Source organism: Oceanobacillus halotolerans, assembly GCF_010993955.1.
Classification (GTDB): Bacteria; Bacillota; Bacilli; order Bacillales; family Amphibacillaceae; genus Oceanibacillus_A; species Oceanibacillus_A halotolerans.
In genome coordinates, this window is record NZ_WIXL01000001.1 from 575027 (window position 1) to 589049 (window position 14023).

Below are 14023 nucleotides of genomic sequence, written 5' to 3' on the forward strand. Positions count from 1 at the left end.
TTTTGTACTTGGTGGGTCAGATTAGTGTATTTATTTTGACATACAGACTAACTGGTATTTATTTGTGGAAGTGGTATTTTGCTCATTATTCCTAATGTATATAAATAGGTTTAAAGAAAATGTGTTGATGTTAGTTAAAGTTAAGTTTATACTTTAATAACTGATAATTTAAAATAATAGTTCTATTAAGATATATCTAATAGTAGTGATGTATTAGATTTGTATAAGACATAACAAGTCCGATAAGGAGGTATAAAAATGTCTATAAAAGCTAGTTCTATAGAAACCAAAGCGCTGGTAGATTTTCTAAAAGGGGAAAAGATTGAAGAAGTAAGTAAAAAATATGACCTAGATTTGTTTGAAATTAATAATATCATTGGCAGCTTTAATGCAATGTTCCAAAATGGCAAAGAAGCGGTATCAGATGAGATAAGAAATCATTCTTATAAATTGAAACAACAAATTGAAGAGTTTCAGGCAGCAATTGATTCATCATACGATGGGATATGGATAACAGACGGTGAAGGTTATACATTATTTGTAAATAAGGCAGTAGAGCGTATTACCGGATTAAGTACTGATGATGTTATAGGGAAGAATATGCGCGAACTGGTTGATAAAGGTGTATTTAATATAAGTGCCACTCTAGAGGCAATGAAAGAAAAGAAAACGGTAACGGTGATGCAAAAAGTGAATACAGGAATAGAAACAATTGTTACTGGAAATCTTTCATTTGATGAAAACGGACAAATTTTTCGGATTATATCCAATGTAAGAGATATTACCGAATTAAATTACCTTAGAGAACAAATTAAGCATATAGAGGAAAAGAATCAAAAATACCATATTGAATTAAACAATCTAAAACTAAAATTAGAAGAGCTTAATAATGTTGTATTTAAGAGTGAAGAAATGAGTACAGTGATTGATCAGGCGCTGAGACTTGCAAAATTTGACACAACGGTTCTTTTAATGGGAGAAACAGGAGTTGGAAAAGAAGTCATTGCAGAGTTAATTCACGAATCTAGCACGAGAAAAGAAACTGGATCCTTTATTCGAATTAACTGTACTGCGTTGCCAGATAGTTTACTGGAATCCGAATTATTCGGGTATGAGGGTGGTGCTTTCACAGGTGCAAATCCAAAAGGTAAAGCAGGTTTATTTGAATTAGCAGATGAAGGCACCATATTCCTCGATGAAATAGGCGAACTCCCTTTACATATTCAGGTTAAACTGCTTCGAGTTCTGCAGGAAAGAAATGTATTAAGAGTAGGTGGATCTAAACCAATTAACATTAATACACGAGTGATTGTAGCTACAAACAGAAACTTAAGTGAGATGGTGCGGGAAGGCTCATTTCGGGAGGATTTATATTATCGTTTAAATGTTGTTCCAATCACAATCCCACCATTAAGAAAACGGACAGATGATATTCCTATTCTCATTAAACATTTTATTAAAGTTGTAAATAAGAAGTATAACATAAGTAAACATTTTTCTTCAGATGTAATGAAGTCACTCATTAATTATAGTTGGCCAGGAAATGTCCGTGAACTTAAAAACATTGTGGAGAGGCTGATTGTCACAACAGAAAGTGCAACAATAAAGGTCGAGGACTTACCAGAACATATCCATAAGGCTTCCGTAACAATCAAAGGAAACTCACTGAAAGAAATATTAGAAAGTACGGAAAAAGAAATTATTAAAAGTACACTGAAACAATACAAAAGCACATATAAGGCTGCAGCTTCATTAGGGATTAGTCAGTCAACGATGTCACGAAAAGCAAGAAAGTATGGCTGTAAGACACATGATTAATAGTTGTACACCTTTATACATTAATTCAAATTTGAATCACAACCCATTGATGCATCGTTTGGTTATAGATCAGTAATTACCCAGCAGGGTTTAATGTTATGAACCAGTTTGTTATGGTAGGTGATGCAAAAATGGGTTATCGGATCCGTTGGACAAGCATGTTTTTTAGTATGCGATTAATATAGAAAAATAAGAAAGCACCCTTTTAAACAATGCCTAGAGGGTGATAAAGAAGAATTTTTAATTTTTGGCATGTTTTTTGCGAATATAAAAGTAAGCGCATTCAAAAAAGGAGGTATTTGGATGAATAAAAAGTTATTTTATACGTTGTTTGGTTTATGGTTTGTGATCGTCAATTTGCCACAATTTGTTCCATCATTAAATCGAATCGAACCTTTTATTTTAGGTATTCCTTTTAATATGGTTTGGATTTGGGTACCAAACTTACTCATTACGATCCTAATTATTGTTTATTTGGCACGTCGGAAAAACCCAAATACGGATTGGGATGAAGTGAAGCAATTGGTTAAAAAGGACGGATTGGAGGTTAATAAATAATGAGTATAACAACATTGGTTTATCTGGTTTTATTTATATCTGTTTTTGTCTATTTAACGATTTGTTATTTGGGATACAAAAAGACAAATCAAGGTTCTGTTGATGACTTTTATTTGGCAGGAAGAAGTCTAGGTGGCTTTGTATTATTTTTGACGGTCGGAGCCTCTTGGTTTAGTATGTGGTTTTTATTAGGAGCAACTGGATCATTTTTTACTCACGGTGTGGGATTTAATTCATTTTTTATTTTAAATATTGTATTGGCAATGTTTATGTTTATATTTGGCAGAAGACTCTGGGTACTAGGGAAGATATATGGTTATGTAACACCTGGTGATTTATTGGGTCATTATTATGACAGCAAAATGACAAGGTTAATTTCAAGCATTATTGGTGTTTATCTATTATTCCCTTATATTGGTATTCAATTACTGGGTGCTGGTGTAGCATTTGAAGTAATGGGGAGTCCCTTCTGGCTGGGGATTGTGACGATGCTTATCTTAGTGACAATATACAGTGTTGCCGGTGGTTTGAAAGCGGTTGCATGGACCGATGCAGTTCAGGGACTGTTTTATATGCTGCTTAGCTGGGGATTAGCCTTTTGGTTACTAGGGAACGGTGTAACAGGAATTGGAAGCTTAAAGGATTTATTTATTGGTGTACAAAGTGAATTACCTGAGTTTCTTTCTTATCCAGGACCTTCTGGCTACTTTACGGCTGCCAACTGGTTTGCATATATTGTAATTTACGTAATGGCTGGTATTTGTTTTCCACATCTGTGGACCCGGTACTATATGGCAAAGGATATCAAATCGTTTAAAACAGTATCAATTGGTCATATATTCTTTGCAAGTTGGGGATTCATACCTATTATTATTGTTGCAATGCTCGGTAGATTATTCTTACCAGAAATAGCAAATCCAGATCAAGTATTCCCGACATTAGTATTAGAGTACTCGCCAATTTTAGCAGCTATTTTTGTTGCTGCTGCATTTGGTGCTGCGATGTCTACTGTTGACTCGCAAATGTTTGCTTTAGGTACTATTTTTACAAGAGATGTGTGGAAAAGTTTTATAAAACCAGATGAAAGTGAAAACCGTCTAGTATGGGTTGGCAGAATCGCGACACTAATCTTAATGGCTATATCGGTTATATGGACTTTCGTGGCAGAAGGATCGATAGTAGCACTTTCAATGATATCCTTTACTTGTGCTGCAATCTTATTTACCCCCATGTTTGGTGCGATGTTTTATCCGAAGGCTGGTAAGTATGCAGCGAATGTCAGCATGGCGGTAGGATTTGCCATTTTATTATTAACCAGCTATGTATATCCAGATCCACTTGGGGTATATGGAGGTGCTTACGCTTTGTTGGGACAGTGGATATTGTTTTTTACTATCGCCCAATTTGAACAAAACCAAAATAGAGAACGTCGAGATAAGTACCAGCGAATCCTTAAGATTGCTTTGAATGAAAAAGGTGAGGAAGATAGCCATAAGGCTATTTCTTAAAAAATAAGAAAGGATGAGTAATAATGAATTTTCCTAAATTTACTGCTGCATCAGTTATTGCATCACCTGCTATGTTTGATTTGAGTGGGACGGTTAATAAATGCTGTTCCTATATTGAAGAAGCCTCTGAAAATGGTGCAAAACTAGTCGTTTTTCCAGAGACTTTTATTCCAATGTATCCTTGGTGGATCTGGATGAGTGTAAACAATGTGAAGAAATTAGAATTGTATAAGGATTTATATAAAAATTCAGTTGATATCCATGGATCAGAATTTAAAAAAATACGTGATAAAGCTAGTGAATGCAATGTCTATGTTGTTGTTGGGATTAATGAGATTAATAGTATGACGTTATATAATTCACAAGTTTTTATTAATGATCAAGGAGAAATAATCGGGAAAAGAAGAAAATTAGTTCCTACAGGAGAAGAAAGAACTATCTGGGGACGCGGCGATGGTAGTGATCTATTTGTTTGTGATACAGATATTGGTAAGTTATCTGGCCTTGTATGCTATGAAAATTCTATGCCACTATCTCGTTATGCACTATATTCAATGGGAGCGCAAATTCACATTGCGAATTGGCCTGGATCAAATTTTAAAAGTCAGCCTCGGGACCGGACCAAAATAATTGATTTAACATCAAGATTTGCTGCTTTCGAAGGTCAGATGTTTGTAATTGCCTCTTCCTCATATTTAGGAGAAGAAGAACTAGCTTTTTATAAAGAGTTAGATCCTTCATTAGGTGATTCTTTAACCGTAGGGGGAGGTATCGCTGGTATTATTTCTCCATTTGGTGAGTATGTATCTCGCCCACTTCAAGATGAGGAGGGAATCGCATATGGTGAGATTGATTTAGAAGCTGTTTTAGACAGTAAACATTTGCTTGATAGTGTTGGTCACTATGCAAGAGGTGATGTTGCTAAACTGTTGCTTAATAAGGAGGATGCGAATCCAGTCAAAATAAAAAATAATGACACTAGTGATCTTACAGAAGCGAGAGAAGGGATCGAGGTTTTGAGTAGCACTCAGGATGTTAATAAGTAGTAGGGATATATGGCTTTAGCTGTTAGAACTTATTTAGTATGGGTTCTAACAGCTTTTTTTATATTCTCCAAAAGTTAAAAAGCAGATTACCTGAGCAAATGGAGAATTTTATTTACTGATAGATTTTAGCTATTTTCACCTAAATAGTTGGTGCTCTTCTTAATACACAATGTTCCTGATAAGTTATTAATTAAATGAGATTCTGATGAGGATCTTGATAGCCATATAGTGGTTAATTGTTTGCATTTTTAGAAATATCCATGAAATATCACTGGTCTATCACAACGCAGGCTGCAGGGGTTTTAGGAGTTTCAGAGAATCTTATTTTTAAAGCTTAATGCAAAAATGAAACGCGGAAGCAAAAGAGCCGTCCCTTTGCTTATACTTTTTCTAATATAGGCTTATGACAAACAGTACCATTCTCCTTCTGTATAGTGTCGTTACCATCATTATACATTTTAGGAAAAAGCTGGACTATGGTCTGAATTAGGATTGATTTAAATGATTAAATTACTCAGTTGGTATCCTTAATAATGCTATAATTCAGTAATAAAAATAAAGGAGTTGTTATGATGCCTCAAATTCTGCCTATAAAGGATTTGAGAAATACAACAGAAATTTCTGAACTGTGCCGCGAAACGTAGGGAACCGCTATTTATTACAAAAAATGGTTATGGGGATTTAGTTGTCATGAGTATGGAAACGTATGAAAGGTGCTTAGAAAAGTTAGAGTTATATTAAAAATTATTTGAAGCGGAAGCAGAAGTTAAAAATGGGGAAGAACTGATAGATGGAGAAGAAATTTTTAGGGATTTAAAGAAGAAATATAAAGGGAAATAAGTTAACGATTAAGTTTATATCAAAAGCTTTTAAAGATATAGATGAGATTTATAACTTCATTTATAAGGAACTATCCAATGAAGGTGCATCGGATGGCATTTTAAAGAAAATGGAAACGAACATTATGAGACTAAAGGATTTCCCGTTTTCAGGTAGTTTTGTAACGGATGATACTTTAAAAGCTAAAGGATATCGTAAGCTAGTAATGGGAACTATGTTGTTTTTTATTTAGTTAAAGAAGCAGAAAAAGAGGTTTATATCATGCGCATTTTGTATGCCAGAAAAATATATCAAGATTTTATTTAGATTTTTAATATAGGCCTCTATACTGTTACCTCAAAAATATGTATCACCTCGTATTCCATCATATAGATGGAATATCTGAACAGAAATTGCTCCCCCAAATTCGTATCACAATAGGAAGCTTGCATCATTGCATAGCTACTTTTATTGGAATATGATTAGAAGTAGAATCAACGATAACAACAAGGTTAGGTGAATTAAAATGCAGACCAAATCCCAGTTGAATTGGGAAGATAGACGTGACTATCATATTTATATTGCGGGACCAGATTTTCCGCATATTGATACGAAACCAATTGAGGATGTACATATTGCCCTGGACGAACAAAATTTTTCCCCGCATAGGCCAATAAAAGAAAATGGTTTGTTTACTGGCGAGGAAACGGAAGAAGAGAAGTTAGCGATTTACGAAAAAGATATTCAGCTCTTACAGAAATGTTCCCTTCTGGTTGCCGTGTTAATCAATGACGATCCTGGAACATATGTGGAAATTGGCTGGATGGCTAAGAGCGGAAAGCCAACCATTTTATATGATCCAGATTATAAAGCGGAAAATTTATTTTTAATAAAAACGGTAAATCAAGTGTGTCATACATTAGATGAAGTGGTAGATGCGGTATTTGAATACTTCGGTGAAGATGGGGACGAGATTAAGTGAACCATTACAGCAAATAAAATCCAATCCCCATAATGATATAGGCAATTGTGGCTATAGTCACTAGTTGGGGATTAATCCATTTAATTAACGACGTTTTTATATTATGATATTTCTGAATAGTGGGTTATTTTGTTTTCCTAAGACGTATAATGATGAAGAATGTTCACGTTTTTTACCTTTAAGAAAGTAGTGATAGTATGGAAAAACCAGTCGGCATTATCGGAGGGATGGGTCCTTTTGCTACTTCTGACCTTTTCAACAAGATTATCCATCATACCAACACAAAAAAGGAACAGGATCATATACCAGTCATTATTTATAATCATCCACAAATTCCTTCTAGGGCAGACGCAATATTTGGTGAAGGCCCTTCCCCGATTAAGGATTTAATTGCAACTGGCAAGAAGCTCGAATTGGTGGGAACAGATTTTTTAGTTATGCCATGTCATACGGCACATTTGTGGTTTGATGAGTTGCAATCTAACCTGAACACAAGAATGATCAGTTTGATTGAGAATACGTTTCGTGTAGTGAATAATGATCCTACATTTTTTAAAGAAAAGATATTATTGCTTTCTTCACGCATGACGTTGAAATCAGGACTTTATCGCGAATTATTTGAAAACGCAAATGTTATGTTAGTGGAACCAAGTGAAGCGGAACAGGATGTCATTACAGAGGTTATCCAGCATGTGAAGGAAAAACAAGACGTGAGCAGTATTTCCCTAGATAAATTGGAGGATCTTCTACATCATTATCAACTCCAAGGAGTAAAAGGAATTATTGGAGCCTGTACGGAAATTCCATTAATTTTTCCGTATTTAAAAACATCCTTATCTAAGATCGATCCAACCCTTGAATTAGCCAAACGAGTTATACGTGAAAAGAAAAGAGAGTTGCTCTAGCAGGAGTTTAGGGGTCAGCACCTACTGTCATGATTATTGTCAAATCCGTTTCACCTCATAGGCTTGAAGTGGGGGTATTACACATAGGACGTGGGTTCTGAGCCGGCCTGCCAGTTACATGCGTGATAAAAGATGTGACGAGAGGTTTTTGTGCATCGTTATAGAATAATATATAGTATTTTAACTGAATATTGGCCTTTATTCATGGAGCAAGAACAGAAGTTGTCCAATGGATGATATAAATCCGAGGAAGCTATCCCAAATACATTTACGTTTGAGATAGCTTCTTTTTATTATAGGTGATCTGGTTCCTGCCCGCTGCGTACTTTCGCCTTCTGGACTACTTGCTCAAAGTGATCATTCATTTCCTTCAGATCTTCACATGTTAACATCTCCCATTTTTCATGCTGGAGTATATAAGGTTTTTCCATTCCATGCTTTTCAAATACGGCAAGTACTTGTTCCGCTTTATCAAGGTTGGTACTATATGTTGCCTTTGCTTCAGATACGGTACCACGGAGTAAATAATCAACTGAAACATCATATAAATCAGCTAATTTTACGAGTGTTTCTGTCGTTGGTCTTCTTTTTTCATTTTCATAATTTCCGTATGTATTGATGGAGTAGCCTAACTTGATACTTACCTCCCTGCGTTTATACCCATCCTTTTCACGCAGCTTCTCCAAACGTAATCCTAATCCCTCCATAAACCAACCATTCCCCCTTCTAAAATATAGGACTTAATTAAGATTATTATATTGTAAAAATATAGGAAAAAAGCACCCATTTTGTGTATTTTTAGTGAATTTTTACGAAAAATCTGTAAAATGTAAATAGGCTGTAATCACCATGACAAAGGAGGGACTTTCGATGCATAACAATTTGTAGTGGCAAAATAAGTGAATGCTTATTTTTAATGGGTTTTGGTTGGGGTGTTTTGTTAATGGTAATCAATGCAGTTTGAAAACAGCTTTAAATGAATAGGAAATGAGGGGGAAGCATGAATCAAAATCAGGATTTACAAATGACTTTTGAGGATATTGTCGAACAAAATGAAAGAAGAATACATTACCATATCCAGCAACTGAAGATTAGTGACCCTGACCAAGAGTTTTTCCAGGAAGGCCTTTGTGCCATGTGGAATGCATATAGAACATACCAGCCAGACAAAGTCCCGTTGGCTACCTATCTCAATTACATGATTCGTTATCGTTTAATCGATTTAATCCGGCTAAAGGCGAAAGAACAGTGCCATCATAACTTACTTATTCAACAAGAAGCAACAATGTGAAATGTCGATGTCGATATAGCAGATGATCCATATATATGGACTGAGCTTCAATCCCAATTAACCAAAAATCAATGGAAATGGGTTGATTCCTTTATTCGGCAGAACTTGTCGATAAAGGAGATAGCCAACCAGGAAGGCGTATCCATTGATGCCGTTAAAAGCTGGGGAAGACAAGCAAGGAAGAAACTCCAACAAGATCACTTCAAAGAAAAACTACTCGTATTAAATGGTTAAACACTATAGGGAGAAAGTTAAGCGTCTTTTGTCGAAAAGACGCTTTTTTCATAAAGTAAGAAAAAAGTTGGTGTCATTACTGTCTCCTATAGGAAAGGCCACGTCCAGCTTCGAACGATTGACGTCCTAGTACTGGCGTTGTCACAGGACGTGACGATTTTACCAGTGAGAGCGATTGACTTCCTAGTGCTGATAGTCATAAGGACGCCCGAGTTTTCATCGGCCAGTGCTACCCCCTCGAGGTCATAAGCCAATCCTCACTACGAGCAAAAAACGCCACGTCGAGGCTTGGCTTATGCTTGGCAGACAAAAAAGTATAAAACTTTCTTACTGCATAAGTGCAGCTAAGGCTTTCACCATAAGAACTTGGCGACAAGCCAAGCTTTCTAATCGGGGTAATCAAGGCACTTCTAGCTTTTGTACCACGTTAGGAAAGCATAAAATTTTAGCTAAGAAGAAGACTCGGCGTTGCTAACATTTTAATGTCCCAAGTATAAGAAAAACGAACACATTCGCTAAAGGACGAGCGAATGCGAGTTTTTCTAAAAAGGTAAGAAAGCATAAAAAGTTGGCCTCATTACTGTCTTAATATAGGAAAGGCCACGTCCAGCTCCAGCGCCTACCCCCTCGAGGTCATAAGCCAATCCTCATTACGAGCAAAAAACGCCACGTCGAGGCTTGGCTTATGCTTGGCAGATAAGAAACAAAACGTTCTTACTGCATAAGTGCAACTAAGGCTTTTGCCATAAGAACTCGGCGAAAAGCCTAGTTTTCTAATCGGGGGTGATCAAGGCGCTTCTAGCTTTTGTTCCACGTTAGGAAAGTATAAAATTTTAGCTAAGAAGAAGACGCGACGTTGCAAAATTTTATTGTCCCAAGTATAAGAAAAACGAACTCATTCGCTAAAGGACAAGCGAATGCGAGTTTTTCTAATGGTGCCTGTTGTTTGGATATGCTGGTTGTCTATGCTTCACTTGTTTCACTAGAGAACTCAGCCAAGAGTTTTGCAAGTTCTTCGCGTTCTGCCTCCAAAGCAGCTTGATCCATCTTTGGTCTTATCGGGGACTGTTGTGCAGCCATTCTTTCCTGATGTTTGTGCTGTCGTTCGAGAAACCAATCTGGCAATACTTCCGTCCTTTTCTGCTCATCGCGATTAGGCTGCTTTGGGTAGTACTGGTTTCGATATGCGACTTCCTCTGCACCAGCTTCGTCAACCGAGGTAATCCCTTTTCTAGCCCAATCTTGTAGGATGCCTTTGACATAGTTCCAATTCATTTTATTACGCTCCAACGCACGTTTCATTGCTTCCACAACGAGAGCATCCCCGATGTCATGTACCCAATTTTGAATCGCATCAGAAACGTATGGACTGGTTAAGCCAAAATTTTCCTGGTAAAACACAAATGCATCTGCAGTATTATGATGTTTCTTTTTTTGTTTTTCTTTCTGTTTAATTAATGGGGCTGGATTGTGGTTTATGTTATGGATTGTGTTGTGGGTCATGTTGTGGTCCAAAAAGGGATTTGAGTCTATATTTTGGTCCATAGACTGGTCTGGATTGCGGACTAGGTTGTGGTCCATGATGTTTAGGTTGTCCTGTTTATGGTCCAGATTATGGTCGGTTTTGTCGTTCAGGGAGATTGCTTTTTGGTCTGGTTCAGGTTGTGGATCTTCAATCGTTGTAGCTGTTTGTGCGCTGTTTGTATCGATTGGGCCTGTTAAGTTTGTAACACGATAAATTGGAGACTGATTTCCACCCTGATTTTGGACATGGATATACCCTTTTGCCGCTAATTCTGCACGAGCACGTTTAAAGGTAGATGTTGTTAATCCAGACTTCATTCGCAGCGTAATCATCGCAACCGAAAATGTTTCTATCCAGCGAGATCGATTATTGATATGCATTAAGCTATGCCACAAGGAAATGGCTGGTCCAGATAATGGGTTTACCTCAAGTTCCATATAAAATGCATTAATTTGCTTAATATAATTCATGATTTCCATCCCTTTCTATGTATCTCGAATTTTTTAATAAGTTAAGAGCGCACCCTTTTGTGAAGGCTACGCTAACGTTTGGTTATAGGCTAATATCCCACGCAATTTTTTCTCGAAATGCTGGATCTCGAAGCTTTTTCCTTACTTGTTTTCCCCAGCTTTTCACAGCGTTCTCTGTGGTGTTCTCCTGAATCGCAATATCCTTCACTGACATGTTTCCGATAATATAAAAATAGATCCAGTTCCACTCTTTATCGGTGAGGTAGTGCTGGAGGTTCTGCCAAAGCTCGGTATCATCTAGTAGGATATCTGACATATGTTGTAAGTCGACGGCACTTCCCTCTTTCCGAATATGATTGCCGTCGGTTGTTTGTGTTTTGTGCTCTAGTACGATCTTTTCCTGATTTTCTCCCTCCCGATTACGCTTTCGTATCATATCGATTAGCTGGTTGCGAATGGTGTAATTGAAATAGGTAGCCATTGGACCTTTGGTTGGCTCGTATGTCTCGTAAGCCTTCCATAAGGCATATAATCCCTCTTGATAAAATTCATTATGTGGATCTTGGATGTGCAGCTTGTGAATGTGATAGTGGATTCGTCGTTCATTTTGCTTAAAAATCGTATCAAACATATCGATCTCGTGTTTATCATTATTAGTAGCCATTCCCTAACCTCCCTTTTACCTCTATAATCGAAAAGACTCGACAAAAGGTGGCATGGAAATGGAAAATTTTTATATTGTAATATCCATTTTTATATATATGACTTATTTCGACAGACTAGTATTTATTTAGCTGCTGGTGATGTCAGCAAATTAACATACAAAAACGCTTGGATAGAAATAGCATCTTAGGTACCGACCCCCGAAAGTTAGAGTAATAAATCTAACTTTCGGGGGTGTTTTTAGAATATAGGAATCATCTCATCGTATTGACAGCCAGTCTATCGGTTGATTGCTTTTTATTATTGTATTCAAGGCGGCCGTGACAGCCAGTCTATCGGTTGATTCTCTCTTATTAATCGATGAAATCGGCCATGACATTGTATGAAGGACAAACCTTTCAGCAATTAAAGTGATATTCTAATTTTCACCCTACTAATACTTATTAGCAATGTGTTAATTTGAGTCCATTTTTAATGGAAAGGGAGGTTATTTACATATCAACTAAAATAGCAATACCAACCACTAATCACATGATTTGATATGCTATTTCGATAATTTATATTTTCTCATCATAAGTGAGCTACTTGGTACATGTTTTAGTCACTTTTTGTTTAAAATTGTCATATTTTTCTCGTGTGTGCTTTTCTAGCAGAAGGGATTATAGTAAGTTAGTAGTATAAATATCTTTGAAACGATAATAGGATAGGAATGTGGGGAGAGTACATAATGGAAGAGAAGAGATTGAAACCAAAAAAAGCCAAAAAACGTTGGATTTTGATTTCACTTATCATTTTATTGGTTATTGGAATAGGTGTTGGTGCCTATGCATTTTCTGTTTATAATGGTGCCAAAAAGACTGTGAATGAGCAGATGAACGAACCTGTTTCTTCTATTGATCATACGGTAACCAAGAAAAAGGTGAAAGCATCCGAGCCATTAAATATCTTGCTTTTAGGTGTGGATGCACGTGAAAACGATTCAGGTAGGTCTGATGCGTTAATGGTATTGTCGTTAGAACCAAAAGGTGACAAAATGCAATTGATTAGTATCCCCCGAGATACACGTACAACGATTGTTGGTAAGGGTTTTGAAGATAAGATTAATCATGCTTATGCTTTTGGTGGAACAGATATGGCTGTTGAAACGGTGGAAAATTTCCTAGATATTGAACTAGACTACTATGTTCGAATGAATATGGAAGGGTTAAAGGAACTAGTAGACGAGCTTGGAACCATTACAGTGAATAATGAAATTGAATGGGAAGATGGAAAGTATCACTTTACGAAAGGCCCAATTGAGATGGATGGAGAGAAAACCATGCGCTTTGTGCGTATGCGTAAACAAGATCCAAATGGTGATTTTGGACGAACAAAACGTCAACGACAAGTGATTGAAGGCATCGTGCAACGTGGTGCATCTGTTGGTACCATTACAAAAGTAGGTGGTTTAATGGATATTCTCGGAAATAACATGGCAACCAATATGGAGTTTTCCGACATGCAGAAGCTACTGACAGGGTATAAAGACACACGAAAAAACGTGGAAAGCTATCAAATGAAAGGCAGTGGAACGAATATTGATGGCATCTACTATCTTCAAGTACCAGATGAAGAAATTTCGAAAGTACATGATATGATTGAAGGCAAAGGGTAGATGGAGAAAAACTTGATTAATTTATATCAATATATTAATCAGTTTCCCCTTATATCAGATATTAGGAAGGAATTTTTAAAAGGCTTTCGAAGGGAGAAAATCCTACAAGTTCTTTGAGGAGGACCCAAAATGAAATTCGTGAAAAGTCTACTTGTGTTATGGAAAAGTAAACACACAAATGTGTATTATCATATTGGAACACTTACATTTAATGGGGAAGTGTATGTTTTTCAGTATACATTTCATACGGATACCTATCGAAAAGTACATGATGCATTAAGAAATGGATATCGTCTTCATCCAGCTTTTCCAAAGTTAGAAAAAAAATATGAGTCAAGTACCTTATTTCCAGCATTTGATCGACGAATTCCTTCTCATGATCGTGTAGATTATCAAGGTATATTGAATAGTTTAGGGCTACCACCTGAAGCTGATCGAATGGATATATTACGAGAGACTAGAGGGATATTAGCTAGAGATTCCTATTCATTTGAAGAACCCCTTCGTTTATATAAGGATGATCTTGTTTAGGCGAACTTTTATGTAAACG

General features: G+C 36.5%; 14 protein-coding genes. 11 read left to right on the forward strand and 3 right to left on the reverse strand.

What is annotated here, in order from left to right; genetic code table 11:
• The first annotated feature begins 258 nt into the window (after positions 1 to 258).
• From GHC26_RS02465 to GHC26_RS02500, 7 genes are all read left to right on the forward strand, one after another.
• Positions 259 to 1818, forward strand: a complete 1560-nt coding sequence (locus GHC26_RS02465) for a sigma-54 interaction domain-containing protein (RefSeq protein WP_163969652.1) — start codon at positions 259 to 261, stop codon at positions 1816 to 1818.
• A 303-nt stretch (positions 1819 to 2121) separates the two neighbouring features.
• Positions 2122 to 2376, forward strand: coding sequence for a hypothetical protein (locus tag GHC26_RS02470; protein WP_163969216.1), 255 nt, complete (start codon positions 2122 to 2124; stop codon positions 2374 to 2376).
• The gene (locus GHC26_RS02475) at positions 2376 to 3884 is read left to right on the forward strand and encodes a sodium:solute symporter family protein (protein ID WP_163969653.1); all 1509 of its coding nucleotides are present in this window, start codon (positions 2376 to 2378) and stop codon (positions 3882 to 3884) included. Before GHC26_RS02470 ends, GHC26_RS02475 begins: the two co-directional genes overlap by 1 nt.
• Positions 3885 to 3907: 23 nt before the next feature.
• Complete coding sequence (locus tag GHC26_RS02480; protein WP_163969654.1) at positions 3908 to 4930, forward strand: carbon-nitrogen hydrolase family protein; 1023 nt, start codon at positions 3908 to 3910, stop codon at positions 4928 to 4930.
• A 657-nt stretch (positions 4931 to 5587) separates the two neighbouring features.
• Positions 5588 to 5671, forward strand: coding sequence for a hypothetical protein (locus GHC26_RS02485; protein WP_264175947.1), 84 nt, complete (start codon positions 5588 to 5590; stop codon positions 5669 to 5671).
• A gap of 604 nt (positions 5672 to 6275) precedes the next feature.
• A complete protein-coding gene (locus GHC26_RS02495; RefSeq protein ID WP_163969655.1) occupies positions 6276 to 6731 on the forward strand; it encodes a nucleoside 2-deoxyribosyltransferase in 456 nt (151 codons plus the stop codon).
• Between the two features lie 197 nt (positions 6732 to 6928).
• On the forward strand, positions 6929 to 7636 hold the full coding sequence (locus GHC26_RS02500; RefSeq protein ID WP_163969656.1) for a cysteate racemase: 708 nt from the start codon (positions 6929 to 6931) through the stop codon (positions 7634 to 7636).
• A gap of 293 nt (positions 7637 to 7929) precedes the next feature.
• Here the strand turns inward: GHC26_RS02500 and GHC26_RS02505 are convergent, their stop codons facing one another.
• A complete protein-coding gene (locus GHC26_RS02505; protein WP_163969657.1) occupies positions 7930 to 8343 on the reverse strand; it encodes a helix-turn-helix domain-containing protein in 414 nt (137 codons plus the stop codon).
• A 293-nt stretch (positions 8344 to 8636) separates the two neighbouring features.
• Between GHC26_RS02505 and GHC26_RS16105 the strand changes: the two genes are divergently transcribed.
• Positions 8637 to 8927: a sigma factor gene (locus tag GHC26_RS16105; protein WP_318936965.1), complete on the forward strand. Its 291-nt coding sequence runs from the start codon at positions 8637 to 8639 to the stop codon at positions 8925 to 8927.
• 33 nt (positions 8928 to 8960) lie between these two features.
• The gene (locus GHC26_RS16150; RefSeq protein ID WP_404821762.1) at positions 8961 to 9161 is read left to right on the forward strand and encodes a sigma factor-like helix-turn-helix DNA-binding protein; all 201 of its coding nucleotides are present in this window, start codon (positions 8961 to 8963) and stop codon (positions 9159 to 9161) included.
• Positions 9162 to 10124: 963 nt separating this feature from the next.
• On the opposite strand, the gene GHC26_RS02515 is transcribed toward GHC26_RS16150, so the two are convergent.
• Positions 10125 to 11156 carry a DnaD domain-containing protein gene (locus GHC26_RS02515; protein ID WP_163969658.1) on the reverse strand — a complete coding sequence of 344 codons (1032 nt, stop codon included), beginning with the start codon at positions 11154 to 11156 and terminating at the stop codon, positions 10125 to 10127.
• A gap of 82 nt (positions 11157 to 11238) precedes the next feature.
• Complete coding sequence (locus GHC26_RS02520) at positions 11239 to 11820, reverse strand: sigma-70 family RNA polymerase sigma factor (RefSeq protein ID WP_226376825.1); 582 nt, start codon at positions 11818 to 11820, stop codon at positions 11239 to 11241.
• 726 nt (positions 11821 to 12546) lie between these two features.
• Here GHC26_RS02520 and GHC26_RS02525 point away from each other — a divergent pair.
• The gene (locus tag GHC26_RS02525) at positions 12547 to 13473 is read left to right on the forward strand and encodes an LCP family glycopolymer transferase (RefSeq protein WP_163969659.1); all 927 of its coding nucleotides are present in this window, start codon (positions 12547 to 12549) and stop codon (positions 13471 to 13473) included.
• Between the two features lie 129 nt (positions 13474 to 13602).
• Positions 13603 to 14004 (forward strand): hypothetical protein, encoded by a 402-nt coding sequence (locus GHC26_RS02530; RefSeq protein ID WP_163969660.1) that lies wholly within the window; start codon positions 13603 to 13605, stop codon positions 14002 to 14004.
• The last annotated feature ends 19 nt before the right edge of the window (positions 14005 to 14023 follow it).